We start from the raw sequence: 25,818 nt of genomic DNA, 5'->3' as shown, positions 1-25,818 counted from the left end.
GCAGGCGTGATATCTTCTGCATCCAGGAATGCCATGATCATGCTCAAAAGTTTCAAACTGCTCGCTTCGGGGTCTCTCGGCCTCCGCACTGAAGGTCAACGGCGGGCCTGCGCACCATGGATCCGCTGAGCCATTGGCTGGCGCTGATGCCGGTGAGCGGTCGGGTGGAGACGCGCTGCCACTTCGGCGCGCCCTGGCGCATCGCACCTGGGCCTGCGGGCCAGCTGGAGATCCCGTTTCATGTCCTGCTGACCGGCTCGGCGGTGCTGGAGATGCGGGGGCGCCCGCCTCAAACGCTGCAGCCCGGGGATGTCGTGCTGCTGCCGCATGGCGACGCGCACAGCCTTCATGACGGCAGCGGGCGCCGGACATCACCAGCGGTCGAGCGCCCCTCTGCGGTGCTCTCCGTGGCCGAGAACGGCGGTCGTGGCGCCGAGGCGGACATCCTCTGTGGTCGCTTCCTGCTCAGTGCCCACGCCGCGCCGATGGCGCGCCAGTTCCTGCCGGCGAGCCTGGTGGTGCGCAGCGCGCCTGCGGCGGCACAGGCGCTGGCCCAACTGATCGAATTGATGCGGCTGGAGGCGCAAGAGGAAGGGCCGGGCAGCGGCGCCATCATCGGGCATCTGTGCGGCGCGCTGTTCTCGCTGGCCTTGCGCCGGGCCAGTCAGGACACGGACGATGCACCCACGCTGCTGGCCCTGACCCATCGTCGCGCGCTTCAGCCGGCATTGATGGCGATGTTCACCGAGCCGCACAAGCCGTGGACCTTGCCGGCGCTGGCGGCGCTGTGCCACATGTCCCGCGCCACCCTGATCCGGCAGTTCGAGACGGCCACCGGTCATTCGCCTGCGGAGTTGCTGCTGCAGATCCGCATGGCGCGCGCGATGCAGCGCCTGCTGCAGTCGGAGCGCTCAGTGGCGGCGATTGCGGACGAAGTGGGTTATCAGTCGGAAGCGGCGTTCCAGCGGGCGTTCAAGCGGCACCTCGGCGTCACGCCGGCGCGATTTCGTGCCGATCACACGGCAGGTGCTGCGGGTGCGGCGGGATCCTGAAGGAAGAACGCGCTGAGGATGCGGTAAAGCGCCGGCTGCTCATGACGCAGCTCCATGGGCGCGACAAAAAAGGCTTCTGTCGCCACCGCGAAGAACTCCTCCAGCGCTTCCGCACCGTAGGGATCGATGACGGTGGCGACTCCCTCATCCACCTGGTCGCAGAACCATTGCCACTCCGCTTCCAGTGTGGCGAACCAGGCGGCGCGGGCCTGCGGCGTGGCCAGTGCGGGCGCGCCCTGGGGGCCTTGCATGCCTGCATCCCACATGTCGATCACATGGGCGAATTCATGGATGACGACGCTGTAGACCGGATCAAAGCCTTCCAGTCGCTCATGCGCTTCGGGGGTGCTTTCGCTCCAGGCCAGCACCAGCGGTCCGCCCGCCATCGCCTCACCGGCGAGCGTGTCTTCATATTCGTGGACGACGCCATCCTCGTCCATCTCCGACCGGGGGACGACCAGCTGCCCCTCGTGCATCACGATCCCAACGAAGCCGTCGTACCAGTGCAGCCCCAGCTTCAGGACCGGCAGACAGGCCTGCGCGGCCACCGAGACGGCCACTTCATCGGTCACCTCGAAGCCGCCGGCACCGTGGAATTCCTTGGACGCAAGGAAGAGTGAGCACAGCCGGCGCAGTTCGCTGCGATCCTGGGGGGACAGTTGGGCCAGGAAGCCATAACGCAGCAGCGTCAGCTCCCACAGCGCATCCGGAATGGCGTGCCGGGCCAGCTGTTGCTGCTCCCGATGCTGCCGCCAGCGCTGGATCAGACCTTTGAGCATCCGCCGCCTCAGTGGCGCAGGCGGTCCCGCACGGCCTCGGTGCGCATCGGCGCGTCGCGGCGCAGGCCGGTGGCGTCCAGAATCAGCACGTCGCCGCGCTGGCCGTGGTCGAAGTCCCAGTCGGACAGCACCACGCGGCGCAGGCCAAGGCCCAGCTCGTGAGTGGCCGGTCGGTGGGTGTGGCCATGGATCAGGCCTTCGCAGCCGCTGGCCTTGAGCCAGTCCAGGCAGGCCTTCGGATCCACATCCGCCCACTGGGACGGATCGAGTTGCTGCGCCTTGCTGCGGTGGCGCAGATGGCGCGCCAGGGCGCGGCGGGCCGACAGCGGCATCGCCAGCAGCAGCGCCTTGACCCACGGACGTCGCACCACCGCGCGGGCGCGCTGATAGCCGTGGTCATCGATGCACAGCAGGTCCCCATGGGTCAGCAGCCAGCGGCGGCCGAAGGCTTCCAGGCGGACGGGGTCGTCCAGCAGGGTCAGGCCGGCGTCATAGGCCATGGCCGGACCGAGCATGAAGTCCCGGTTGCCGTGCATGAAAAAGAGTCGGGTGCGGCGAGCCGCATCCCGCAGCATCTGCATGCAGTGCTGCTCGAAACTGTCCGGCACCCAGCGGACGTCATCACCGATCCAGGCTTCGAAGATGTCGCCCAGCAGGAAGACGGCATCGGCCGGCGTGGCGGCCAGATGCTCGCGCAGCCGCTCCACCGTGCGGGGCAGGGCGGGCGACAGGTGCAGGTCTGACAGCACATCCACCCGCCGCCAGAGCGGCTCGGCGCGCAAGGTCACCAGCGGCCCCGGCAGCGGGAAGGATGCGGCGTTCACTCGAGGACGACAGCCTTCTGGATGACGACGGCGTCGACCGGCACGTCATCATGGAAACCGGAACGGCTGGTCTTGACCTTCTCGATCTTGTCCACGACGTCGGTGCCGTCGATGACCTTGCCGAACACGGCATAGCCCCAACCGGAAGGGCTCTCGCTCTTGAAGTTCAGGAACTCGTTGTCCACCGTGTTGATGAAGAACTGGGCGCTGGCCGAGTGCGGCGCATTGGTGCGAGCCATCGCCAAGGTGTACTTGTGGTTCTTCAGGCCGTTGTTGGCTTCGTTCTGGATCGGCGCGTCGGTGGGCTTTTGCTTCATGCCTTCTTCGAAACCGCCACCCTGGACCATGAAGCCCTTGATGACGCGGTGGAAGACGGTGCCGTCGTAGTGACCCTTGTTCACGTAGGCGATGAAGTTGGCGACGGTGGCCGGAGCCTTTTCGTCATCCAGTTCCACGGTAATCACGCCGTGGTTGGTTTGCAGTTCGACTTTCTTGCTCATGGCTTGTTCTCCACGGTGGCTTTGTTGATGAGGATGGGGGTGGTGGGCAGATTCTGGAACATCATGTTCTTGGCGGCGGTGGGGGTGGCGCGGATCTTGTCCACCACCTCCATGCCTTCGATGACGTAGCCAAAGACGGCGTAGCCGCGGCCGTCCGGCGCATAGCCGGGATCCAGGCCGGGGTTGTCCACCACATTGATGAAGAACTGCGACGTGGCCGAGTTCGGATCGTTGGTGCGGGCCATGGCCACGCTGCCGCGGATGTTGAGCAGCCCATTGCCGGCTTCCAGTGGAATCGGGGGCTTGGTCGCCTTCTGGGCCAGCTGCGGCGTGTAGCCGCCGGTCTGCACCATGAAGCCGTCGATCACGCGGTGAAAAATGACGCCGTTGTAGTGGCCCGACTTCACATAGGCCAGGAAGTTGGCGACGCTTTTGGGCGCCTTCTCAGGCTCCAGCTGGATGCGGATGTCGCCCAGCGTGGTACTCAGCTTCACGACCTGGGCCTGCGCCAGCGATGCGGCCAGGCTCAGCGCGGTGGCGCCGAGCGCCATCAGCAGTTTGGTGGTCCTCATGGGGTGCCTGTGGTGGGGGTGAGTGCGGAAAGGATGCCGAAAAAAGCGGGGAAGCATTCGGGAAGTGTGCGGTGAGGGGCGTCAATCGGCAGGTGAAAGAGGGCAACCGGTTTCGAGGGGCAGAGGGCGGGCCCGGTCTCATCGCCCGGCCCTGCCGGGACCCTGCCGCCTTGCTGCCGCATGACTGCCGCACCCGCGACGCGCTGGCGACGCACACGCGCTCATGACTCGTTCAGGACGCCGGGCGCTTTCCGTTGTTCAGGTCGGACACGCGCTGCAGCTTGAGCCGCAGCCCGGAATCATCGCCCAGCGCCTGCTTCAGTGCACGTTCGTAGGCCTGCTGTGCCAGGCGCATCAGCACGTCGCCCAGGTTTTCCTGCGCCTGCGCATGGTCGGGTTGCAATTCCAGGGCACGCATCAACTGCTGACGGGCCGCTTCGTACTCACCGCGGGCGGCATGGATGACGGCCAGGTTGTTGTACGGGTCCGGCAGGTCCGGGTAGTCCTCGGTCAGCGAGATGAAGACCGCACGGGCGCGCTCGAGCTGCCGCTGCTCCAGCAGCATGGTGCCCAGGGCGAATCGCAGGCGCGGATCGTCCGGCGTGGTCTTGAGGGCGGTTTCTGCCAGCTGGATGGCCTGGTCGCGCTTGCCCGCGGCCCACAGGGCCTGAGCGTCATCCACGGCGGCGGCATGGACGGCAGCGGAGGTGAACAGGGCGGCCAGTGCAATGCAGCAGGTGGGAAGCAGGGCGTGGAACTTGGGCATGGGCGGTTGGCGATGGTCAAGGCCGTGGTGCGGGGGGCTGCGCGGGGACCCGCCAAGGGTCTGCCCGGAGCTCCCGAACCAGCGGGCCGCTATACTGACGGTCATTCTAGAGCGAGCTGTCGTCTCTCGCCCGACCAATGCCCTTGTAGTGCCTGACCCATGCACCGTGCTGTCCCCAGGACAGTGCTCGCGGCTCCAGCATCACGCAGTCCTGCCCGGCGTCTGTGCCGGGGCGGGACCCAGTCACGGCGGGCGGTTGGCGCGCCGGACTCACCAGTGGCCCATCCATGTCCTCCTTGCGCATTTTCAATACGCTGACCCGTCAGCCAGAACCGTTCCAGCCGATTGATCCGGGCCACGTCCGCATGTATGTCTGCGGCATCACCGTCTACGACCTGTGCCACATGGGTCATGCGCGGATGAACATCGCCTTCGACATCGTCTACCGCTGGCTCCAGGCCAGTGGCTACAAGACGACCTTCGTCCGCAACATCACCGATATCGAGGACAAGATCATCCGCCGTGCGCTCGAGCGCGGGCAGACCATCCGCCAGCTGACCGACGAGATGATCGCCGCCATGCATCGGGACTTCGACGCCCTGGGCATCGCCAAGCCGACGCATGAACCGCGCGCCACCGACTATGTCCCCCAGATGCTGGACATCATCGGCAAGCTCGAAGCCAAAGGCCTGGCCTATCAGGCCGAAGGCGGCGATGTGAACTACGCCGTCCGCAAGTTCCCGGGCTACGGCAAGCTCAGCGGCAAGTCGGTGGACCAGCTGCGTGCCGGCGAGCGCGTGGCGGTGGACACCGGCAAGCAGGACCCGCTGGACTTCGTGCTGTGGAAGTCCGCCAAGGCTGAAGAGCCGGCGGAAGCCAAATGGGCCAGTCCCTGGGGCGAAGGCCGCCCGGGCTGGCACATCGAGTGCTCGGCCATGAGCTGCGCGCTGCTGGGCGAGCATTTCGACATTCACGGCGGCGGCATGGACCTTCAGTTCCCGCACCATGAAAACGAAATCGCGCAGAGCGAAGGCGCCCTGGGCCATCCGTTCGTCAACCTCTGGATGCACAACGGCTTCCTGAATGTCGACAACGAGAAGATGTCCAAGAGCCTGGGCAACTTCTTCACCATCGCCGACGTGCTGAAGAAGTTCGATGGAGAAGCCATCCGCTTCTTCATGCTGCGCACCCACTACCGCAGCCCCTTCAATTTCAGCGACGCCAGCCTGGACGACGCCCGCACCGCGGTGCGCCGCCTCTACACGGCGCTGGACGCCGTGCCGGCGGACGACGTCGCCATCGACTGGACCACCGGCCCCGCGGCCGAGTTCAAGCGGGCGATGGACGACGACTTCAACACGCCGGCGGCCCTGGCCGTGCTGTTCGAGCTGGCCAACCAGGTCAACCGCAGCCGCTCCAGTGCGGATGCCGGCCTGCTGAAGGCGCTGGGCGGCGTGCTGGGCGTGCTGCAGCAGTCGCCCAAGGCGTACCTGCAAGCCGGGGAGGGCCTGGACGAGGCCTTCATCGAGTCGCAGATTGCCGCCCGTGCGGCGGCCAAGGCAGCCCGTAACTTCGCCGAAGCCGACCGCATCCGCGTGTCGCTGGCGGAGCAAGGCATCGAGCTGAAGGATTCCGCGGCCGGCACCAGCTGGGTCCGCACCGGCACCAAGGGTGGGGTGAAGGCCTGATGGGGCGTGTGGCGACCGCCGGGGTGACCCCGGACTATTGGGACGAAGCCTGCCGTCATCTGGTCAAGCGCGACCGGGTGATGAAGAAACTCATCCCGCAATTCGGCGAAGCCCGGCTGCAGAGTCGGGGCGATGCCTTCACGACGCTGGCGCGCTCCATCGTGGGCCAGCAGATTTCAGTCAAGGCCGCGCAGTCGGTCTGGGACAAGTTCGCCGGCCTGACCACCGGCCCGTCCAACCGGATCAAACCGGTCGAGGTGCTGGCCCTGGAGAAGGACCAGCTCAAGGCCGTCGGCCTGTCGGCCCGCAAGGTGGAATACCTCAGCGACCTCGCCCAGCATTTCGAATCCGGGCAGGTTCATCCGCGCCAATGGGCGCAGATGGACGACGAAGCCATCATTGACGAGCTGGTGGCCATCCGCGGCATTGCCCGCTGGACGGCTGAAATGTTCCTCATCTTCCATCTGATGCGGCCGAATGTGCTGCCCCTGGACGACCTCGGGCTGCTCAAGGGCATCAGCCAGCACTACTTCAGCGACGAGCCGGTGTCCCGGGCGGAAGCGCGGGAGCTGGGCGAGGGCTGGGCCCCTTATCGGTCTGTGGCCACATGGTACATTTGGCGTAGCCTGGATCCGCTACCAGTGGATTACTGATATGAGCAAACGACATTTTCTCGAGTTCGAGCAACCCATTGCCGAGCTGGAATCCAAGATCGACGAACTCCGCTATGTGCAGAGCGAGTCGGCGGTGGACATCTCCGAAGAGATCGACCGCCTGAGCAAGAAGAGCCAGCAGCTCACCAAAGACATCTACGCCAGCGTGCAACCGTGGCAGGTGTACCAGGTGGCGCGGCATCCGCAGCGCCCGCAGACGCTGGACTACTGCCGCGACGTGTTCACCGAGTTCCAGGAACTGCACGGTGACCGCCATTTCGCGGACGACCCCGCCATCGTCGGCGGCCTGGCCCGTTTCAACGGCCAGCCCTGCATGGTCATCGGTCATCAGCGCGGCTCGGACGCCAAGGAGCGCACGCTGCGCAACTTCGGCATGCCCCGTCCGGAAGGCTATCGCAAGGCCCTGCGCCTGCTGAAGCTGGCCGAGAAATTCGGCCTGCCGGTGTTCACCTTCATCGACACGATGGGCGCGTATCCCGGCATCGGCGCGGAAGAGCGCGGCCAGTCGGAAGCCATCGGCCGCAACATCTTCGAGATGGCGCAGCTGGAAGTGCCGATCATCGCCACCGTCATCGGTGAAGGTGGCTCGGGCGGCGCCCTGGCCATCGGCGTCGCCGACCAGGTGCTGATGCTGCAGTTCTCCGCCTATTCGGTGATCTCGCCGGAAGGCTGTGCCTCCATCCTGTGGAAGACGGCGGCTCGTGCGCCGGAAGCCGCCGAGGCGCTGGGCATCACCGCCCACCGTCTGAAGGCCATGGGTCTGGTCGACAAGATCATCAGCGAACCGGTCGGCGGCGCTCACCGCGACCCGAAGCAGATGGCCGCCGGCCTGAAGCGCGCCCTGGGCGATGCCCTGCGACAGGTCTCCGACCTCAAGACCAAGGACCTGCTGGAGCGCCGCTACGAGCGCCTGCAGGCCTACGGCCGCTTCAGCGACACCAAGAACCACTGAAGCCGCGGCGGGCGGCTCCGCCAGTCGGCCCGCCTGCCTGTCCATGTCTTCCCTCGCACCGTCGTCCCCCGCGGCCTCCCGGCCGCCGGTCGTCGCGGTGGCCTGCAGCGGAGGACGCGACTCCACCGCCTTGCTCCATGCCACCGTCTCTGCGGCCGACACGCTCGGCCTGCAGGTCGTGGCGCTGCATGTGCATCATGGGCTGAATCCCCAGGCCGACGGCTGGCTCGATCATCTGCAGACGCAGGTGGCGCAGTGGGCGGGGCAGGGACGGCCTGTGCGGCTCGTGTGGGAGCGGCTGCAGGGGCAGCCCTCGCCGGGGGAGAGCATCGAAGCCTGGGCCCGCACCGGCCGCCATCAGGCCTTGCAGCGGATGACGCTGGCGGCGCAGGGGGATCTGCTGCTGCTGGGCCATCATCGGCGGGACCAGGCCGAGACCTTTCTGCTGCAGGCGCTGCGCGGGGCCGGCATGGCCGGGCTGGCGGCGATGCCGGCGCAGCAGTGGCGCGAGGGCGTGTGCTGGGCGCGGCCCTGGCTGGGTCAGCCACGGGAAGCGGTGCAGGCGTATGTGGCCCAGCATGGACTGACCCACATCGAGGACGACAGCAATCAGCACCTGCGGTTTGCGCGCAATCGGATCCGGCAGTCCGTATGGCCGGCGCTGACGCAGACGGCACCCGGCGCTGAGTCCGCACTGGCCCAGTCCGCCGCGTGGGCGCAGGAGGCGCTGGCGCTTCAGGAGGAGATGGCGGCGGTGGATCTGGCGGCGTGGTCGCCAGCAGGGGCTGACCTGGATGTGGGGGCCTGGACGGCGTTGTCCCCCGCACGGTTGTCCAATCTGCTGAGGGCCTGGCTGCGTCTTCGCGCCGGGCATGCCGCACCTGCGACGCTGGTGCGGCGGCTGCTGGAGGAGGTGAGCGGCGCGCAGCTTGGCCGCTGGCCCTTTGGCGAGTTGGAAGTGCAGCTCTACCGGGGGCGTTTGAGCGTCATGCCATCTCGGCCGGCAGCATCGCTGACCTCTACCCGGGTGAGCGACGCAGACGCCAACGCCAACGCCAACGCAAACATCGGTGCTGGTGCTGGTGCTGGCACTGGCACTGGCACTGGCACTGGCACTGGCACTGGCACTGGCACTGGCACTGGCACTGCCAGCCCCGCCATCGGCGAGGCCGCTGCACCACTCGATCTCTCCCGCCCTGGCCTGTACCCCCTGTCGGCGTGGCACGGCACGCTGGAAGTGTTCACCGTCGAGCAGGACCAGGACGGACTTTTCGCGGGTGTGGCGGCTTCCCGCCTCATCAAGGTCGAGTTGCGTCCGCGCGAAGGCAGGACCCAGTTTCAGGCCCATGCCAAGGGGATTCCGCGAAGCCTCAAGAAGAGCTGGCAGACCGCCGGAATCCCGTCGCCACAGAGGGAAGGGCCGCTGTTATGGGTCCTGCAGGCGCTGCTCTTTGTGCCCGGACTCGGCCTCGATGCACGCCAGATCGAACGGTCCACCGAGCCGCTGTTCAGCCTGCGTTGGCACCCCGATGCATGCGGATGCGGCATGGACCGCTGAACTTCGACCTATAGAATCGATGGCTCCGGCCGCGGTGCCTGCTTGGGTGTAAGTCGCGGCCTCCCCCTGCGTCTGAAGACACTCCCATGGCATTGATCGTTCACAAGTACGGCGGCACCTCGATGGGGAGCCCCGACCGTATCCGCAATGTGGCCAAGCGCGTCGCCAAGTGGGCCCGCGCCGGTCACCAGATGGTGGTGGTGCCCTCGGCCATGAGCGGCGAGACCAACCGTCTGCTGGGCCTGGCCAAGGAGCTTTCTCCCACCAGCAGCACCCCGGCGCTGATGCGAGAGCTGGACATGATCGCCGCCACCGGTGAGCAGGTGTCCGTCGGCCTGCTGGCCATTGCGCTGCAGGCCGAGGGCATGGACGCCATCAGCTACACCGGCTGGCAGGTGCCGGTGGCCACCGACAGCTCCTACACCAAGGCCCGCATCGAAAGCATCGACGACACCAAGGTGCGTGCCGATCTCGCGGCCGGCAAGGTGGTGGTCATCACCGGCTTCCAGGGCGTGGACGAAGGCAACAACATCACCACGCTGGGCCGCGGCGGTTCGGACACCTCGGCGGTCGCCATCGCCGCGGCGATGAAGGCGGACGAATGCCTCATCTACACCGACGTGGACGGCGTCTACACCACCGACCCCCGCATCGTTCCTGAAGCCCGTCGCCTGCACACCATCAGCTTTGAAGAAATGCTGGAGATGGCGTCGCTCGGCTCCAAGGTGCTGCAGATCCGCTCGGTGGAATTCGCCGGCAAATACCGCGTGCCGATGCGTGTGCTGTCCAGCTTCACGCCGTGGGACATCGACATCAACGAGGAAGCCAAGTCCGGCACCTTGATCACCTTTGAAGAGGACGAAAAAATGGAACAAGCTGTCGTCTCGGGCATTGCCTTCAACCGCGACGAAGCCAAGGTCACCCTGCTGGGCGTGCCCGACAAGCCGGGCATCGCGTTCCAGATCCTGGGCCCGGTGGCAGAGGCCAACATCGATGTGGACGTGATCATCCAGAACGTGTCCCAGGACGGCAAGACCGACTTCTCCTTCACCGTCCACCGCAACGACTACCAGCGCGCCATCGAGCTGCTGGAAAAGACGGTGGGTCCGGCGGTGCAGGCCGCCAAGGTGATCGGGGACACCCGCATCTGCAAGGTGTCGATCGTGGGCATCGGCATGCGCTCGCATGTGGGCATCGCCTCCAAGATGTTCCGCTCCCTGTCGGAAGAGGGCATCAACATCCAGATGATCACCACCAGCGAAATCAAGACCTCGGTCGTCATCGACGAGAAGTACATGGAGCTGGCGGTGCGCGCGCTGCACCGTGCCTTCGACCTGGATCAGGAAAAGACGGCCTGAAGCGTCCGTCACTGAAGCTGCAATGACTGGGCGCATTGCGATTTCTCAGAGAGATTCTTGGGAATCTTCTCTGGAGGCGCAAAAACCCATGCTATAGTTTCAGCTTCTTCGGATGGAGACGTGACCGAGTGGCCGAAGGTGCTCCCCTGCTAAGGGAGTATGTGGGCAAAACCTGCATCGAGGGTTCGAATCCCTCCGTCTCCGCCAACTGAATGTGAGGCCCCCGCAGCGCAAGTTGCGGGGGCTTTCTCACATCTTGGCTTCGAGATCTTGCGGTGACGCCGGCGAGAGCCAATGCAAAGCGCCAAAGCCATCCAGCAGGCCTCGTGTGACGCGGGCCATCCGGCCAGTTTGTGCTGTTTGTCACAGCCCGTTTTGCACTCTGAATCCGTGGCCTGCTCCTGTTGCTGCTGGATACGGTCCGGCGGCCGCAAACCCCCTATTCACGGGAGAAGTGGTCTACATTCCTGGTGCAATGCACACGCCGAATTCGTCTGAACTGCCCGATTTGTCCATGGCCCGGTTGCTGATCCAGCAACACCCCCTGGCCACCTTGATGCTGCAAGACCCCACGCATGGTCTCAGCGCCGTGCCGGTGCCCATGATCTGGGGGGCGGACAAGAACAAGCCGGACCAATGGTGGGTCGAGGGGCACATGGCCCGCTCCAACCAGAACACCGAAGCCTTGGTCAGCGGCAAGGCGGGGCAGGTGCTGGTGCAGTTCAGTGGGCCTGGCGCTTATGTCTCGCCGCGGCATTACGACGTCTCCAAGTCGGTGCCCACCTGGAACTACGTGACGGTGCAGATTCACGGCCGGGTGCAAATCATTGATCACCCGCTCGAAAAAGACACCCTGCTCAAGCGCCTCATTGCCACTCAGGAGCCCGCTTACGCGCGCGACTGGAGTGGTCTGCCTGCCGACCGGGACGGCAAGCTGCTGGGCAGCATCATTGGGTTCCGCATTCCGGTGGAGCGCTGTGTGCTGAAGGTCAAGCTCAGCCAGAACCGCAGTGAAGGTGAGCGCAGCCGCATCCTGGCGCATCAGCGCAAGGGCTCGTATGAAGAGCAGGTGCTCGCCCGCTGGATGACCTTGCTGGCGCAGCGCTGAGGCTCGCCGGGCGGCGCGGCCTCAGCACTCCGACGAGGTGGGCCGTGGGAGCTGTGCCAGCAGCCTGGATCGCTCGGCACGAAGCCCCTTCACCTGGGCACTGAAGGTCGCCCAGTCTTCCTTCTCCACGCACTTCACCGCGCGCAGCCACTGATGGTAGTAGGCTGGATGGTTCTCCGCGTTGAAGAAGGGCGTCTCTCCATGCACGCTCTTGTAGCCGGTGAGGGCCGAGCGCAGAGCCTTGACCGCCTTGGTGGTGCGCTGGACGGTCCCGCAGAGGAAGTCGAGCTTGTCGACCTCATGAGCAATGACGCAGTCAGCGCTCCCGCTGACGGCAGGACGGATATCCACCCACTGCAGCTGTCGCTCTGCCCGACCGACGCTGGCGGGATGCAGGGCCACTCCCAGCTGATCCAGCTGACCAAGCTGCTGCTTCAGATGGTCCAGCTCCGTCCGTAAGGGGACGGCCAGGATGCTCAGGTTTCTCCATGCGTTGGCGCCGGCCTCCTCAGCGATCAAATCGATCACGGTCGTGCGGGCCTCCGTGACCTCCCAGTGCATTTTGCTGAAGGCAGGCAGCAGACGGTTGTCCGGGTAGGCCAGGGTGCCGGTGCCCACGTCGGGCCATTGGTCTTCCATATAGTGGGCGTCTGCGGCCCTCACGGTCCGTTCGATCAGCTGCCGCCGGCGAGCCTCCAGCATGTGGGCGCCGGGGTCCTGAGAGCTCAGGAACCGCGCGAGCGCATAACCGCGCAGGCAGTTGTCCCGGAAGCGGCGCAGCATCACGCCGATGTCCAGTGGATTCAGCGGATGATGCTGGGAATCGGCCGACAGGTGGGGACCCTCGATGTCCATGGTGGACATCGACACCGCGGAGTCGTAAGAGGGCGGTATGGACGACCCGGCTCCTGGTGAATCCGATCGTGAGCAGAGTGAAGGGGACGGGAGAGAGGCGTACGAAGCGTCGCTGGCGATGCGGTGCATGGGAGCAGGCGTGGTCACGCCGATGAAAACACTCCCCCTCTGTGCGGCGCGGGTGCACCTTCAGTTCGAGCCTGGGCGTGAAGGGATGACGATCATTCCGGCATCCCGCCCGGACTGATGAGGCCGGAGGGCAGATCTTCCTCAGGCATCGGGCTGTAGGACCAGTGCCAGGACGGGCTCGGCAGGTGCGAACCCGGTGGCTTCGTGTCTGCGAGTTCACGCTGGAACGCCGGCAGGCCATGCGACCGAGGGATGGGATCGACGGATGCGATCGGTCGTTGCGATCGAGGCATCGGCTGCGGTCGCGGCGGCACCGGGGGGGGTGACTGCTGCGGAGACGGCTGCGGCCGGGGCGGCACTGTCGGCGGCACCAGTTCCGCATGCAGCTGCCTCAACTCCTTGGCCTGCCGCTCAAACTTGGCCCAGTCTTCGCGCTCCACCGCTCTCAATGCGCGGTCCCACTTGTTGAAGTAGGCGGGCTGCGTGAACCTGGTGAACGGGCGGGCGCCGTTTCCCTTGCTCAAACCGCGAAGCGTCTTCAGGGCCTCGATGGTCGGACCGAGAGGGTCCAATCCGAACTTCTGCAGCCGGTTGACCTCGCCGGCGATCCGGCAGCCCGTGCCGTCAGTCGGGACCGGACGCTTGGCGATGGCGCTCAGCGTGGATTCCAGTTGCGCGCAGAGGGTCGGTTGGGTATCGGTCATCAGCTGGACGATGAGGTTCTGCAGTTCGGCGAGCGAGGCCTCCAACGGTGCACACCGCCGTGTGAGCAGGGAGGTCGATGCGCTCCCGATGTCTGCGGCCAACTGGTCCATGACGGCGGCGCGTTGCCTGGCCATCTGTTGATGACGCGGAGAGAACAAGGGCGGTGGCTCGTCGGCCGGATACCGCAAGGCACCGGTGCCGACGCTGGGCCAGCGGTCCTCCATATACGTGCAATCGGTGAACTGTTCGCAGCGAGCCAAAAACCGCTCGCGCTCCGGCTCCGGCATCACCGCCCCGGGATCGTTCGAATTCAAAAAAGACACGAGGGATCGCATGCGCTTGCCCGTCTGAGTCTCCATCTCGAGCACGGCCCGGCACTCGGCGATGCTCAGGACGGGCTCATGATGCGGCGGCGGGACGGTGAGCGCATGGGCGCGGGGGGCGGTTGGAACGAATCGGTGAAGGGGATGCATAAACGGTCCGGGGTGCGGGCCCCTGTGAAGCAACCTCTGTGTGTGCCGCGGCACGTCGGTGTCGGTTCGGCCCGTCCGGCGCTGTCCGCCGCTGTCCGCCGCTGTCCACGGAAGTGTCCGCGGACACACGATGGCGTGCGCGGTGGGTCGCCAAGTCACTGAATCCAAAGGAGATTTCCCTGCGGCCCGACGTGGCACGGCCCTTGCGAACACAGGTGTCATGATTCGCGACACCTCCGGCCAAGACCGACTCCTCCCCCCAGCTTCCACCGTCTGGTCCCGTCACCGCCGCCTGCTGCTGGTGGGCGGCCTGGTCGGTGTGGGTGCGCTGGTCAGCGCCACCGCCTTGCCCGCCGTCCAGCGCATGGTGGCCGGTGGCCCGTCGGTCAGCCTGCAGCGCCTGGGCGTTGCGACCGTTGAAGTGGGGCCGCTGGTCCGCGACGTGGCTGGCGAGGGCAAGGTGGTGGCCGCCATGAGCCCGACGGTGTATGCGCTGCATGGCGGCAATCTGGTGCTGCGGGTGAAGGCCGGAGACCCGGTGACCCAGGGGCAGATCCTCGGGGACATCGACAGTCCCGACCTGCGGGCCCGCCTGGCCCAGGAGCAGAGCAATGCAGACGCGCTGCGCACCGAACTCCTGCGCGCCGAAGTGGACGGCCGCGAGCAGCGCGCCGCCCTGCAAAGCGCGCTGGAGAGCGCCAGCATCGACCTGCAGACTGCCCGGAATGACCTGGAGCGGCAAATCAAGGCTTTTGAAGCGGGCGCCGTCGCCGGCATGCAGGTCGACAAGGCCCGGGATGCGCTGGAGAAGGCGCGCATCACCCAGTCGCATGCGCAGGCCGGCATGGGTCTGAAGGATGACAGCCTGAAGTTCGAGCTTCAGGCCCGGCAGCAGGCGTTGCAACGCCAGCTGCTGCAGGTGCAGGACGTGCGCCGCCAGGTGGAGGAACTGCAGCTGCGCTCGCCGGTGAAGGGACAGGTCGGTCAGTTGCTGGTGGCCGAGCGGGCCAACGTGGCCGCCGGCGCACCGCTGCTGAGCGTCGTGGACCTGACCTCCATGGAAGTGCAGATGCAGATCGCGGAAAGCTTCGCCCGCGACCTGGCCATCGGCATGCCCGGTGAGATCTCCGGCAGCGGCGGTTCATGGAAGGCTGTTGTCAGCTCCGTATCGCCCGAAGTGGTCAACGGCGAAGTCGCGGCGCGTCTGCGATTCGACGGCGCCATGCCCGCCCAGTTGCGCCAGAACCAGCGCCTGTCGGTGCGGGTGCTGCTGGACCGGCGAGACAAGGTCACCACCGTCAGCCGCGGCAGTTTCATTGAAGAAGGCGGCGGGCGCTTCGCTTACGTGATCCAGGACGGCCAGGCGATCAAGCGCGCGATCCGGCTGGGCGCGCAGAGCCTGTCCAAGGTCGAGGTGCTGGACGGTCTGCGGCCTGGCGAGCAGGTCGTCATCTCCGGCACCCAGGCGTTCAACGGGGCCGAGCAGGTCACCCTGGCGCGCTGATTCGTCGCTCATGCATCGCTGATTCGTTCCTCATTCGTCCCTGATTCGCCAACCGCCATTCCATTCCCTGCGAGACAAACCATGCTGAAGATGCAATCGCTCTCCAAGGTCTACCGGACCGAAATGATCGAGACCTACGCCCTGCGCGATTTCAACCTGGAGGTGCGACCCGGGGAGTTTGTCGCGGTGACCGGCCCGTCCGGCTCGGGCAAGACCACCTTCCTCACCATTGCAGGGTTGCTGGAGTCTTTCAGCGGCGGACGCTATGAACTGGACGGGGTGGACGTCAGCCACATGAATGACGACCAGCGCTCCCGCATGCGCAATGAAAAGATCGGCTTCATCTTCCAGGCCTTCAATCTGATTCCCGACCTGAACCTGCTGGACAACATCGAGGTGCCGCTGCGTTATCGCGGCATGAAGTCGGCCGAGCGGCAGCGGCGGGCGAGGGAAGCGCTGGCGCGCGTGGGCCTGTCGGCGCGGGAACGTCACTACCCGGCGGAGCTGTCCGGCGGACAGCAGCAGCGGGTGGCCATTGCCCGCGCGCTGGCAGGCGAGCCGCGCCTGCTGCTGGCCGACGAACCCACCGGCAACCTCGACAGCAGCATGGCCCGCAGTGTGATGGAGCTGCTGGAGGAATTGCATCGGGACGGCGCCACCATCGTCATGGTCACCCATGACCCGCAACTGGCGGCGCGGGCGCAGCGCAATGTCCATGTGATTGACGGACAGGTGATGGACGTCGCCGCTCAACTGCATCTGGATGCTGCTCCGGTGCGCAGCGTCGCCGCCGCGTGAGCGAGATGATGGGGAAGACCGATCGCAGCGCAAGGGCGCGTCGGACATGGCGCTGGACGGGTGCGTTGTCGGCCCTTGCCGTCGCGCTGCTGTGCGTGGGCTGCTGCCTGCCGGCCGCAGCGCGGGCGGAGGACCTGCTGGAGATCTACGACCTGGCCCGGCGCAATGACCCCGTCCTCGCCATGGCCCGTGCGGTGCAGGGCGGGCAGACCGAGGTGGCGCGCCAGGCGCGTGCAGCGTTGCTGCCGCAGTGGTCGGCCCAATATGCCGAGCTGCGCTACCAGGCGGACGGCAGCCGCGAGCACCAGCTCACCCACAGCCTCAGTCAGGTGCTGCTGGACCTGGGCAAGCTGCGCACATGGGACGCCGCTCAATCCTCCGCCAGCGCGGAAGAGGCGCGCGTTCAGGCCGCGCAGGCGGATCTCTGCGCCCGCGTGGCCACGGCCTATTTCGGCGTGCTCACCGCACAGGCCAGCCTCACCACCACACAGGCGCTGGAGGCCGCTTACCGCCAGCAGGTGGACCAGGCCCAGGCCCGCTTCGATGCCAAGCTGAGCGCCGCGCAGGATGTGGAGCAGGCCCGCGCCTACTACGAGCTGGCCCGGGTGAGTACCGCGCAGGCGCAGGAAACGCTGGCCGATGCCCGGCAGGCCCTGGCCCAGATCACCGGCCAGATGCCCGGCACCCTGCGCACGCTCGCGCCGGACCTGCCGATGGCACCGCCCGATCCGGCCGATGCGCAGGCATGGGTCAGCCAGGCGCTGCAGGACAACCCCGGCCTGCGCGCCGGGGCCCTGGACCTCACTGCCAGCGAGCAACGCGTGGCCGCCGCCGGCGCCGCGCATTGGCCGACCCTGAGCATGGGCCTGGACGGTGAACGCCGCGCCGGCACTGCGGTCGCCGCGCCGGACGGCCGCTACACCACCACCGTCGGCCTGCGTCTGACGATTCCGCTGTTCGCGGGCGGCGCCATCGAATCGCAGAAGCGCCAGGCGGTCTACCAACGCGAACATCAGAAGGACGACCTCGAAGCGGCTCGCCGCACGGTGATCCGCAGCACGCAAGGCTACTACCAGGCTGTGCTGTCGTCCCTCAGCCAGATGCGCACCACACGTGCCGCGGTAGATGCCGCCGAAAAAGCGCTTGCGTCCACCCGCAGCGGGCTGGAGCTGGGTGCGCGCAGCATGACCGACCTGCTGCTCGCCATCCAGACCCAGAGCAATGCCCGCAGTGCCTGGGAACAGGCGCGTCATCGCCATGTCCTGGCCAAGCTGCTGCTGCAACAAGCCGCCGGCCGTCTCGGTGAGCCGCAACTGGCCGCCGTCAACCTCCTGCTTCTCCCGGGAACTCCAGATGCTGACCCACTACCTTGAACTCGGCCTGCGCAGCCTGCGGGCGCACCGCGGCCTGACGGTGCTGATGCTGCTGTCCATGGCGCTGGGCGTGGCCGCCTGCATGACCACGCTGACCGTCTTCCATGTGCTCTCCGGCGATCCCATTCCGGAGAAGAGTGGCCGGCTGTTCAATGTCCAGCTGGACGCCGAATCGAAAGAGGGCTTCCAGCCCGGCGGTGAACCAACGCTGCAGTTGACGCGGTTCGACGCCGAAGCCCTGCTGCGCGACAAGCGCGCCGTGCATCAGGTGATGATGACGGGTGCCAACATCGCGGTGGATCCGGAAGGCTCCAGCCCGGCGGGCGGCACCGTTCAGCAGCCCTTCTTTGCCCCGGCCCGCTACGCCAGCGCCGACTTCTTCGCCGTGTTCGACGCACCCTTCGCCTTTGGACGCGGCTGGTCGGACAGTGACGACGCCAATGAGGCGCGCGTGGTGGTGATCTCGCACCGCCTCAACGAGCAGCTCTTCGGGGGGGCGGACAGCCGGGGTCGCACCGTGCGGCTGCGGGACAAGGACTTCACCGTGGTGGGTGTGCTGCGTCCCTGGCGGCCCGCGCCGCATTACTTCGACCTCACCCTGGGCGCCTACGCCGAAGCCGCCGACGTCTATCTGCCGCTGGCGACCTCCTATGCGCTGAAGCTGGGCGGCTCCGGCAGCATGAACTGCTGGGGCAGCAACAACCAGGATCCCCGCGCACTCGGCGCCAGCTGCAGCTTCCTTCAATACTGGGTGCAGCTGGACACGGAGCAACAGCGCCGCGACTACTTCGACTACCTCGTGCAGTATTCAGACCAGCAGCGCGAGGCGGGTCGATTCGAGCGGCCGGCCAATCCCCGACTGCGGCCGGTCATGGAATGGCTGACGGTGCGCAAGGTCGTGCCCAGCGACTTCCGCCTGCAGGTGTGGCTGGCCTTCGGCTTCCTCGTGGTCTGCCTCACCAACACGGTGGGCTTGCTGCTGGCCAAGTGTCTGCGACGCAGTGGCGAGATTGCCGTGCGCCGGGCGCTGGGGGCGCCGCGCCGACAGATCTTCCTGCAGTTCCTCGTCGAGGCCGGCAGCCTGGGTCTGGCCGGTGGCCTGCTCGGGCTTCTGATGACCTGGGCAGCGCTGTGGATCGTGCGCATGAATCCGGCCCCCTACGCCGCACTGGCGAGGATGGACTGGCAGATGCTGGGTCTGACGGTGCTGCTCTCCCTGGTGGCCAGTCTCCTGGCCGGCTTGCTGCCGGCCTGGCGTGCCTGCCAGGTGACGCCCGCCCTGCAACTGAAATCGCAATGAGGTGACCTGATGGACATCCTTCCCATCCTCTCCACCCTGAAGCGGCACAAAACGGCCGCCAGCCTCATCGTCCTGCAGATGGCGCTGACCTGCGCCATTGTCTGCAATGCGCTGTTCCTGATCAGCCAGCGCATCGACCGCATCGGCGTGCCGTCCGGCCTGGACGAAGAACATCTGGTGATGCTGCAGGTGTCGGGCGTCACCCGCAACGGCAATGCGGAAGCGCAGACACAGACCGATCTGCAGGCGCTGCGTGAGGTGCCCGGCGTGCAGTCGGCCACCATCGTCAATCAGGTGGTGTATGCGCCCAGCTCGATCTACTCCAGCGTGCGCCTCAAGCCCGGGCCAGGTGCCCCGGACCTCGGCGCGTCCAGTTACTACGCGGCGGAGCAGGGCGTGGCGACGATGGGCCTGCGCCTGATCGCCGGGCGGGATTTCGTGGGCGAAGACTTCGTGGGCACGTCAACCGCGAATGAAGAGAACCCGGTGATTCCGTCGGTCCTGATCAACAAGGACATGGCGGACCGTCTGTTTCCCGGCCAGTCGCCCCTCGGCCAGGCGCTCTACGTCTACGGCAACCTCCCGCACCGGGTGGTGGGCGTGGTGGAGCGCCTCACCTCCACGACGCCGGGCTCGAATCTGGAACTGGGGCAGGGCGCTTTGATCCTGCCCATCCGGCCCAGTTACCAGGGTGGCGTCTTTCTGCTGCGCACCGACCCGGCGCAGCGCGAGGCGGTGCTCAAGGCCGCGGCGGACAAGCTGATGCACAACAGCCCCGGCGTGAAGCGGCTGGTCCGCCAGCAACAGCTGTTGACCGACATGCGCCGCGACTACTACCGGCAGGACCGCTCGATGATCCAGCTGCTGGCCGGAGTCTGCGTGGCGCTGCTGGTGGTGACGGCCTTCGGCATCATCGGGCTGGGCAGCTTCTGGGTGCAGCAACGCACCCGCATGATCGGCACCCGGCGGGCGCTCGGGGCCACGCGCGGGCAGATCCTGCGCTACTTCCAGACGGAGAACCTGCTGTTGTCCACCGTGGGCATCGTGCTGGGGATGATGGGTGCCTATGGCATCAGCCTGCTGCTGATGCGGCAGTACGAACTGCCGCCGCTACCGGCGCTGTATCTGCCGGTGGGCGCCGTGGTGCTGTGGGCGCTGGGTCAGGTGGCGGTGCTCGCGCCGGCCCGACGCGCAGCCGCCTTGCCGCCAGTGGTGGCCCTGCGCGCCTGAGTTCATGGCTCGATTATTCTCACGCCGATGCGCACTGTCCTGATCATTGATGACCACCCCGCGGTGGGTGAAGCCCTGACCCTGCTGCTGTCCCTGCATGACATGGAACCCCTGCATGCGCTGACACCCGCGCAGGGGCTTGCCCTGCTGGCCGAGCGCCGCATTGACCTGGTCATCCAGGACATGAACTTCAGCGCAGACACGACCTCCGGCGAAGAGGGGCGAACGCTGTTCCAGCAGATCCGGCACGCGCATCCGGATCTGCCGGTCATCCTGCTGACCGCCTGGACGCAGCTGGAGCAGGCGGTGGCCCTGGTGAAAGCCGGCGCTGCCGACTACCTGGCCAAACCCTGGGACGACGCCAAGCTGCTCGCCACGGTCGAGAACCTGCTGGAGCTGGGGGAGAGCCACCAGGCGCTGCGCCAGGCGCGGCAGGACCATCAGCAGCGCCTCGCGGCACTGCGCCAGCGGTATCGGCTGGACGGCATGGTGGTGAGTTCGCCAGCGCTGCTGCGCTGTCTGGAGCTGGCCTGTCAGGTGGCGCGTTCACCGGCGCCGGTGCTCATCACCGGTCCCAATGGCAGCGGCAAGGAGCGGGTGGCGGCCATCGTGCATGCGAATTCGCTGGTGTCGAGCGGGCCGTTCGTGGCCATCAATTGCGGTGCATTGCCCGGGGACCTGATCGAAGCGGAACTGTTCGGCGCAGAGAGCGGTGCCTACACCGGCGCGGCGCGGGCGCGGGAAGGGCGCTTCGAGACGGCGGACGGCGGGACGCTGTTCCTCGACGAGATCGGCAACCTGCCCCTGGCCGGTCAGGTGAAGCTGCTGCGGGTGCTGGAAACGGGACGGTTCGAGCGCCTGGGCTCCAGTCGCACGCGGGAGACGCAGGTGCGGGTGCTGTCCGCCACCAATGCGGACCTGCGGGCGATGGTGGCCGCCGGCACCTTCCGCGAAGACCTGTATTACCGCCTCAACGTGATCGAGATTGCGCTGCCCGGTCTGGCCGAGCGGCCGCAGGACATCCTGCCCCTGGCCGAGCACTTCCTGGCGGGCCGCGCTCGGCTGACCGATGGTGCGCGTGAGGCCTTGCTGGCGCATGCCTGGCCGGGCAACGTGCGGGAGTTGAAGAATGTGATGGAGCGCGCGGCGCTGCTGGCCCCCGGCAGCGGGCCGGATCGGCGGATCACCGAGCAGGACCTCTCGCTGCCCGTGGCGGCAGCGCCGGTGTCGCGCTCGCTGGACGAGCCAAGCCGCGAAGCGCTGCTGGCCGCGCTGGAGGCTGCCTCCGGCGTGGTGAGCCGCGCGGCGCAGGCGCTCGGGCTGTCGCGTCAGGCGCTGTACCGACGCATGGAACGCTACGGGCTGGACCTGTGAGCACCGGCGCGCGCCGACCGGGGGGGCGTTATTCGCTGAAACTGCGGCTGATGCTGTTTCTGCTGGGCGCCTCGCTGCTGTCCATCGGCACGCACGCCAGCTGGACCTTGTGGCCGTGGCCGCAGCTGGCACCGTGGCTGGGGTGGACGGCGCCGACGCCGTGGAGCCCGGCGGCCCTGCTGCTGACCGCCGCGGTGGTGCTGCCCGGCATCTGGGGACTGGCGCATCTGCTGCTGGCACCGCTGACGCGCCTGATCCGGGCGCTGGAAGGCACGGTGCTGAGTTACCGGGACGGCGATTTCAGCAGCGTCATCACGGCACAGGCCCCCACCGGCTTGTCCGAGCTGGAGGAACTGCTGCGGCTGCATCACGAGCTGGGCAACGCCTTGCGGGAGCAGCGTCGGCAACTGGCGCAGCGGGAGCTGCTGCTGGACACGGTGGTGCAAAACACACCGGTGGCGCTGGTGCTGACGGATGTGCAGGACCGCATCGCCTATGCGAACCTGGCGGCGCGCCATCTGCTGGATGAGGGGCGGAGCCTGTCGGGCCGGTCGATGGACGAGGTGCTGGGGCGGGCGCCGGAGGACCTCCGCGCTCTCCTTTCGCAGCCGCGGGACGGGCTGTTCAGCGTGATGCTGGATCAGCAGGAGGAGCGCTTTCACCTGTCGGTGCGGGACTTCCAACTGCAGGGGCAGCCGCATCGTCTGCGACTGATGCGGCGCATGACGCGGGAGCTGTCGCGCCAGGAAGTGGCGAGCTGGAAGCGGGTGATCCGGGTGATGAGCCATGAGCTGAACAACTCGCTGGCGCCGATTTCTTCATTGGCACATAGCGGCGCTGAGTTGGCGCGGCGTGGGCAGATGGAACGAATCCCCGGGGTGTTTGCCAGCATTGGTGAGCGGGCGGCGCATCTGCATTCGTTCCTGGCCGGCTATGCGAGCGTGGCGAAGCTGCCGGCGCCGGTGCTGGCGTCCGTGACCTGGGCACAGGTGGTGGAGGGGTTGTCCGCCCATTACCGGTTCACGCTCGACGCGCCGGTGCCCACGCAGCCCGCGCGCCTGGATGCGGCGCAAATGGAGCAGGCACTGATCAACCTGCTGAAGAATGCGCATGAGTCGGGCAGCGCGCCAGATGAAGTGAGCCTGAAGGTGGAGGCGCTGCGGGATGAGTGGCGGGTGCAGGTGGCGGACCGTGGGCCGGGGATGAATGAGGCACAACTGTCTCAGGCGCTGCTGCCCTTCTACTCCACCAAGCGCAGTGGGACGGGGCTGGGGCTGGCGCTCGCGCGGGAGATTGCGGAAGCGCATGGCGGGCGCATTGTGATCGGGAATCGGGAGGGGGGGGGGCTGTGGGTGGCGGTGACGGTGCCACGCAGTCCGCTGGAACGCGACATCGGCTGACTGCTTCCATCCGTCCGAAGCTCTGCATGTCCATCCCCATCTTCATCGGATGTCCATGAAAGCGGGCGCGCCAAGCCGGATGTCCACTGGATTGATGAAGCGTGTCGGCACGACGTTCTAGATAGTCCGTGGCTTCACAAACCCCTCCAGGGCGAGGCCATGAAGACACCGTCTGTCGCCAGAACAGCGGCGACCGCAGCTGGCTTGTGTTCAGTCGTCATCCTGTGCGGCTGCACCGTTTTGGCTGAAGCCCCCGCGCATCCCACCGTCGCTGATCTGCAAAATGGACTCTCCTGGAACCGGGCGCTGACCTACCTTGCCGATGCGAGAGCCAGCCTGGAAGCGGGGCAGAAAAGCGTCGACCATCTCAATACCGTCACGCTCGGCGGGGTGGGCGCCGGCACGGTCGGTGCTTCGGTGGCCACGCTGGCCAAGGCTCATCCGGATCTCATTCTGGGGTCACTGACGGTGGCCGGCATGTCCTATGCGCTCAATCAGACCTCCATGCCGGCGACGCAGTCGCAGGTGTACAAGGCAGGTCTGGAGAGACTGGCCTGCATACGCACCGCCGCCTACCAGGCCCATCAGTCCACCGACTATGCGCGGGCGCCGCTGAGGGCGCTGGAGCCGCGCCTGCGACAGGCCACGACGAAGCTGGCCGACGATCTCAGCGCCGCGCACAACGTCGCCAGCCCGGATGCTGCGCTGAAGACGCTGATCGGGCGTGGTGACACAGCCCTGGCGGCCGCCATTGAGCTTCAAGCCACATTGACGCGATTCTTCAAAGACTCCGACATTGGATTCGCCCTCTATACCGCCGTTGATGCGACGGTTCGGGAGGTCAACAGTCAGCTGCGGGAACGTGCCCCGTCGCTCGCGACGATTGCCAATGCCGGTTCGGTGGTGGGCGGTTTCGTGAATGTTCACAGCAAGCTGGCGACGGATGCCAACAGCACCAAGGCCGCCGGCTTGGGCGTCGGGGCCATTGCATCGGCCAAACATCAGACGCTCGCCGACCAGCTGGTCATGGACCTCGCCGTTCTGCAGAAGGTTGCCGATGAAATTGGCAACGCATTGCCCAGGAACGCAGCAGTGAACACCGCGTCGCTGGGCAGCTGCGCGATGAACCTGCCGGATCAGGACGTCCGGGTGGTGACGCCCGCGGCAGCGCCGGTGCTCAAGGCGGGGGGTGACGTGTATTCGCTCACGGTCGAACAGACCGACAGCCGACCGATCTTCCACGACTTCGATGGCGCGACCCCGACGGCCCAGAACCTGGCCGTGTCCCCGTCGGGCGACGGCCGGTTCGGTCTTGCAGCGCCGCCCGGCGCTGCTGCGGCAAGCTATGTCATGTACTTCTATGTGAAGGACGGTGACACCCGAAAACGCCTGCGTCCGACAGTGACGGTGTCCGTGGTGAAGCCCGAGGCGCCGTCCGCGGGCGCGGAGGGCCGCGGAGGCGCAACGGGTGACACCGGCGCAGGGGCGATGAACAGTTTCCTGCGTCGCAGGAGCCTCATCGGGCTTGGGGAAGCGGTCAAGTCCGAGAATGACCCTGCCTGGAAAGCGCGGGTGTTGAAGCTCAACAACTGCTTCCAGATCACGCCCCCAGAAGCGGCATTCGGCGCGCCACTGGAAGCTGCACTGGGCAAGAGCAAGCCTGTGAATTCCGCGGGCGACTGCCCCGAACCGAAGCCAGCCGCGGGGACGCCAGCACCTGCCACCGGGCCAGTGACCGGGACTGGGACTGGGACCGGGACGGCGCCAGTGACCGGGCCTGCATCAGGCGCCTCCGGCGTGGCCCCCGTACCGAGGCCGCCGGTGATCGCCCCCAGCGCAGCGTCCAGGTGAGTGTCACGAGGAGCGTGCGAGATGCCAGCATCCATCCCCTCGACAGCGAAGCCCCGGCACCACGCCGCCTCGCGTCATTCAGCAGGCGCCACCCACGACCGGCCCTGGCAGGCACGTTGGTATGTCGTCCTTGCACTGGCCATCGTCGTGGTGACGCTGGTGGTCATTCCACTGTCCCTTCACTACAAACCGGGAGACGCAGGCGCCGCGACCCTGCGATTGGTGATGTTTGCCGGCAGCCTCGCGGCCATGGTCACCACGATGCTGGCGATTGGTGTTGGCGTCACGGGGCAACGCATGGGTGTCCTTTGGAGCACCCGCAACAGCTACAGCCTCTCGCGGCTGCAGATCTGCATGTGGACACTGCTCGTGCTGAGCGCGATTGCGGCTGTGGCCGCGTGTCGGGCCCACGGGTTGTTCGTGCCGGCCGGCACCGGTGGGATGGAGGGTGCCTTGAATATCGTGATTCCGGAGGAGCTGCTCTGGGTCATGGGAATCAGCGTCACAAGCGCGGCGGCTGCGCCCGCCATTCTGTCGGTCAAGGCGCAATCGGAGAACGTCACCGGGCCATCGGTGTCGGATGCGGAGCGGCGCGTCGGCGCACGACTGGGGACGGTGGGCAAGGTCGTCATTCGGGATCCTGCGAGTGATCCGATGGTGAAAGACCTCTTTCAGGGAGACGAGGTGTCGAAGGCCGGAACGGTCGATATCGGCAAACTGCAGCAAGGGGTGGTCACCTTCATTCTCTGGAGCCTCTATCTCGGCATGCTGGCGCGGCTGCTCTACACCGGGGACTCGGCGAGCACGGCCACTGGCGGACTGACGCAACTGCCGAAGATGTCCGACTCACTGGTCTATCTGCTGGGTATCAGCCATGCGGGCTATCTGGCCTACAAGGCGGCGCCCGCCACCACGGTGAGCGCTGAAGTCAAAGGTGCTCCATCGCCTTCCACAATGGCGACGGCCCGTCCCCTGCCGCCTGCTCTCAAGTAAAC

23 protein-coding genes and 1 tRNA gene are annotated in these 25,818 nt (G+C 66.7%); 17 read left to right on the top strand and 7 right to left on the bottom strand.

Annotated elements, in window-relative coordinates:
* The first annotated feature begins 116 nt into the window (after positions 1–116).
* A complete protein-coding gene (locus tag FHS28_RS05930) occupies positions 117–1,052 on the top strand; it encodes a cupin domain-containing protein (RefSeq protein ID WP_088448645.1) in 936 nt (311 codons plus the stop codon).
* On the opposite strand, the gene FHS28_RS05925 is transcribed toward FHS28_RS05930, so the two are convergent.
* From FHS28_RS05925 to FHS28_RS05905, 5 genes are all read right to left on the bottom strand, one after another.
* A complete protein-coding gene (locus tag FHS28_RS05925) occupies positions 1,016–1,831 on the bottom strand; it encodes a M90 family metallopeptidase (protein ID WP_088448646.1) in 816 nt (271 codons plus the stop codon). The two genes, FHS28_RS05930 and FHS28_RS05925, sit on opposite strands and share 37 nt — an antisense overlap.
* An 8-nt stretch (positions 1,832–1,839) precedes the next feature.
* A complete protein-coding gene (locus tag FHS28_RS05920) occupies positions 1,840–2,655 on the bottom strand; it encodes a UDP-2,3-diacylglucosamine diphosphatase (RefSeq protein WP_310736740.1) in 816 nt (271 codons plus the stop codon).
* Entirely contained in the window at positions 2,652–3,155 is a 504-nt protein-coding gene (locus FHS28_RS05915) for a peptidylprolyl isomerase (protein WP_088448647.1), read from the bottom strand. Before FHS28_RS05915 ends, FHS28_RS05920 begins: the two co-directional genes overlap by 4 nt.
* Entirely contained in the window at positions 3,152–3,727 is a 576-nt protein-coding gene (locus FHS28_RS05910; RefSeq protein ID WP_088448648.1) for a peptidylprolyl isomerase, read from the bottom strand. Before FHS28_RS05910 ends, FHS28_RS05915 begins: the two co-directional genes overlap by 4 nt.
* 232 nt (positions 3,728–3,959) lie before the next feature.
* A complete protein-coding gene (locus tag FHS28_RS05905; protein WP_184294226.1) occupies positions 3,960–4,493 on the bottom strand; it encodes a tetratricopeptide repeat protein in 534 nt (177 codons plus the stop codon).
* Between the two features lie 287 nt (positions 4,494–4,780).
* Between FHS28_RS05905 and cysS the strand changes: the two genes are divergently transcribed.
* The 7 genes from cysS to FHS28_RS05870 all read left to right on the top strand — a co-directional run bounded on the left by cysS (position 4,781) and on the right by FHS28_RS05870 (position 11,831).
* Positions 4,781–6,181, top strand: a complete 1,401-nt coding sequence (gene cysS / locus FHS28_RS05900; RefSeq protein WP_088448651.1) for a cysteine--tRNA ligase — start codon at positions 4,781–4,783, stop codon at positions 6,179–6,181.
* Complete coding sequence (locus tag FHS28_RS05895) at positions 6,181–6,834, top strand: DNA-3-methyladenine glycosylase family protein (RefSeq protein WP_088448652.1); 654 nt, start codon at positions 6,181–6,183, stop codon at positions 6,832–6,834. Before cysS ends, FHS28_RS05895 begins: the two co-directional genes overlap by 1 nt.
* Position 6,835: 1 nt before the next feature.
* On the top strand, positions 6,836–7,807 hold the full coding sequence (locus FHS28_RS05890) for an acetyl-CoA carboxylase carboxyltransferase subunit alpha (protein WP_088448653.1): 972 nt from the start codon (positions 6,836–6,838) through the stop codon (positions 7,805–7,807).
* Between the two features lie 43 nt (positions 7,808–7,850).
* Positions 7,851–9,365 carry a tRNA lysidine(34) synthetase TilS gene (gene tilS / locus FHS28_RS05885; RefSeq protein ID WP_184294224.1) on the top strand — a complete coding sequence of 505 codons (1,515 nt, stop codon included), beginning with the start codon at positions 7,851–7,853 and terminating at the stop codon, positions 9,363–9,365.
* Between the two features lie 86 nt (positions 9,366–9,451).
* Positions 9,452–10,723, top strand: a complete 1,272-nt coding sequence (locus FHS28_RS05880; protein WP_088448655.1) for an aspartate kinase — start codon at positions 9,452–9,454, stop codon at positions 10,721–10,723.
* A 114-nt stretch (positions 10,724–10,837) separates the two neighbouring features.
* A tRNA-Ser gene (locus FHS28_RS05875) sits at positions 10,838–10,930 on the top strand.
* A gap of 268 nt (positions 10,931–11,198) precedes the next feature.
* Positions 11,199–11,831 carry an FMN-binding negative transcriptional regulator gene (locus FHS28_RS05870; RefSeq protein ID WP_088448656.1) on the top strand — a complete coding sequence of 211 codons (633 nt, stop codon included), beginning with the start codon at positions 11,199–11,201 and terminating at the stop codon, positions 11,829–11,831.
* A gap of 21 nt (positions 11,832–11,852) precedes the next feature.
* On the opposite strand, the gene FHS28_RS05865 is transcribed toward FHS28_RS05870, so the two are convergent.
* Together FHS28_RS05865 and FHS28_RS05860 are read right to left on the bottom strand one after the other, a co-directional pair.
* Entirely contained in the window at positions 11,853–12,701 is an 849-nt protein-coding gene (locus tag FHS28_RS05865) for a hypothetical protein (RefSeq protein ID WP_184294220.1), read from the bottom strand.
* A gap of 206 nt (positions 12,702–12,907) precedes the next feature.
* On the bottom strand, positions 12,908–13,993 hold the full coding sequence (locus FHS28_RS05860; RefSeq protein WP_088448658.1) for a hypothetical protein: 1,086 nt from the start codon (positions 13,991–13,993) through the stop codon (positions 12,908–12,910).
* Positions 13,994–14,213: 220 nt separating this feature from the next.
* On the opposite strand from FHS28_RS05860, the gene FHS28_RS05855 reads away from it, so the two are divergent.
* The 9 genes from FHS28_RS05855 (at position 14,214) to FHS28_RS05815 (ending at position 25,816) form a co-directional block, all read left to right on the top strand.
* On the top strand, positions 14,214–15,497 hold the full coding sequence (locus FHS28_RS05855) for an efflux RND transporter periplasmic adaptor subunit (RefSeq protein ID WP_088448659.1): 1,284 nt from the start codon (positions 14,214–14,216) through the stop codon (positions 15,495–15,497).
* Between the two features lie 81 nt (positions 15,498–15,578).
* Positions 15,579–16,295: an ABC transporter ATP-binding protein gene (locus tag FHS28_RS05850; protein WP_088448660.1), complete on the top strand. Its 717-nt coding sequence runs from the start codon at positions 15,579–15,581 to the stop codon at positions 16,293–16,295.
* A gap of 65 nt (positions 16,296–16,360) precedes the next feature.
* The gene (locus FHS28_RS05845) at positions 16,361–17,668 is read left to right on the top strand and encodes a TolC family outer membrane protein (RefSeq protein ID WP_184294218.1); all 1,308 of its coding nucleotides are present in this window, start codon (positions 16,361–16,363) and stop codon (positions 17,666–17,668) included.
* A complete protein-coding gene (locus FHS28_RS05840) occupies positions 17,649–18,968 on the top strand; it encodes an ABC transporter permease (RefSeq protein WP_088448662.1) in 1,320 nt (439 codons plus the stop codon). Before FHS28_RS05845 ends, FHS28_RS05840 begins: the two co-directional genes overlap by 20 nt.
* A gap of 9 nt (positions 18,969–18,977) precedes the next feature.
* Positions 18,978–20,198 (top strand): ABC transporter permease, encoded by a 1,221-nt coding sequence (locus tag FHS28_RS05835; RefSeq protein WP_088448663.1) that lies wholly within the window; start codon positions 18,978–18,980, stop codon positions 20,196–20,198.
* 27 nt (positions 20,199–20,225) lie between these two features.
* Entirely contained in the window at positions 20,226–21,572 is a 1,347-nt protein-coding gene (locus tag FHS28_RS05830; RefSeq protein WP_088448664.1) for a sigma-54-dependent transcriptional regulator, read from the top strand.
* 50 nt (positions 21,573–21,622) lie between these two features.
* On the top strand, positions 21,623–22,972 hold the full coding sequence (locus tag FHS28_RS05825; protein WP_088449669.1) for a sensor histidine kinase: 1,350 nt from the start codon (positions 21,623–21,625) through the stop codon (positions 22,970–22,972).
* Between the two features lie 240 nt (positions 22,973–23,212).
* On the top strand, positions 23,213–24,823 hold the full coding sequence (locus tag FHS28_RS05820; RefSeq protein WP_088448665.1) for a hypothetical protein: 1,611 nt from the start codon (positions 23,213–23,215) through the stop codon (positions 24,821–24,823).
* Positions 24,824–24,970: 147 nt separating this feature from the next.
* Complete coding sequence (locus tag FHS28_RS05815; protein ID WP_088448666.1) at positions 24,971–25,816, top strand: hypothetical protein; 846 nt, start codon at positions 24,971–24,973, stop codon at positions 25,814–25,816.
* Positions 25,817–25,818: the final 2 nt, after the last annotated feature.

The organism is Roseateles terrae, assembly GCF_014192155.1.
Classification (GTDB): domain Bacteria; phylum Pseudomonadota; class Gammaproteobacteria; order Burkholderiales; family Burkholderiaceae_C; genus Roseateles; species Roseateles terrae.
Note: the sequence above shows the minus strand (reverse complement) of the source record. Positions and strands in the feature narration are given on the sequence as shown.

What these genes read in the sequence shown, in the direction of transcription:
- FHS28_RS05930 (WP_088448645.1), top strand. Translation starts at nt 117, where the DNA reads ATGGATCCGCTGAGCCATTGGCTGGCGCTGATGCCGGTGAGCGGTCGG.
- FHS28_RS05925 (WP_088448646.1), bottom strand. Translation starts at nt 1,831, where the DNA reads ATGCTCAAAGGTCTGATCCAGCGCTGGCGGCAGCATCGGGAGCAGCAA.
- FHS28_RS05915 (WP_088448647.1), bottom strand. Translation starts at nt 3,155, where the DNA reads ATGAGCAAGAAAGTCGAACTGCAAACCAACCACGGCGTGATTACCGTG.
- FHS28_RS05910 (WP_088448648.1), bottom strand. Translation starts at nt 3,727, where the DNA reads ATGAGGACCACCAAACTGCTGATGGCGCTCGGCGCCACCGCGCTGAGC.
- FHS28_RS05905 (WP_184294226.1), bottom strand. Translation starts at nt 4,493, where the DNA reads ATGCCCAAGTTCCACGCCCTGCTTCCCACCTGCTGCATTGCACTGGCC.
- cysS (WP_088448651.1), top strand. Translation starts at nt 4,781, where the DNA reads ATGTCCTCCTTGCGCATTTTCAATACGCTGACCCGTCAGCCAGAACCG.
- FHS28_RS05895 (WP_088448652.1), top strand. Translation starts at nt 6,181, where the DNA reads ATGGGGCGTGTGGCGACCGCCGGGGTGACCCCGGACTATTGGGACGAA.
- FHS28_RS05890 (WP_088448653.1), top strand. Translation starts at nt 6,836, where the DNA reads ATGAGCAAACGACATTTTCTCGAGTTCGAGCAACCCATTGCCGAGCTG.
- tilS (WP_184294224.1), top strand. Translation starts at nt 7,851, where the DNA reads ATGTCTTCCCTCGCACCGTCGTCCCCCGCGGCCTCCCGGCCGCCGGTC.
- FHS28_RS05880 (WP_088448655.1), top strand. Translation starts at nt 9,452, where the DNA reads ATGGCATTGATCGTTCACAAGTACGGCGGCACCTCGATGGGGAGCCCC.
- FHS28_RS05870 (WP_088448656.1), top strand. Translation starts at nt 11,199, where the DNA reads ATGCACACGCCGAATTCGTCTGAACTGCCCGATTTGTCCATGGCCCGG.
- FHS28_RS05860 (WP_088448658.1), bottom strand. Translation starts at nt 13,993, where the DNA reads ATGCATCCCCTTCACCGATTCGTTCCAACCGCCCCCCGCGCCCATGCG.
- FHS28_RS05855 (WP_088448659.1), top strand. Translation starts at nt 14,214, where the DNA reads ATGATTCGCGACACCTCCGGCCAAGACCGACTCCTCCCCCCAGCTTCC.
- FHS28_RS05850 (WP_088448660.1), top strand. Translation starts at nt 15,579, where the DNA reads ATGCTGAAGATGCAATCGCTCTCCAAGGTCTACCGGACCGAAATGATC.
- FHS28_RS05840 (WP_088448662.1), top strand. Translation starts at nt 17,649, where the DNA reads ATGCTGACCCACTACCTTGAACTCGGCCTGCGCAGCCTGCGGGCGCAC.
- FHS28_RS05835 (WP_088448663.1), top strand. Translation starts at nt 18,978, where the DNA reads ATGGACATCCTTCCCATCCTCTCCACCCTGAAGCGGCACAAAACGGCC.
- FHS28_RS05830 (WP_088448664.1), top strand. Translation starts at nt 20,226, where the DNA reads ATGCGCACTGTCCTGATCATTGATGACCACCCCGCGGTGGGTGAAGCC.
- FHS28_RS05825 (WP_088449669.1), top strand. Translation starts at nt 21,623, where the DNA reads ATGCTGTTTCTGCTGGGCGCCTCGCTGCTGTCCATCGGCACGCACGCC.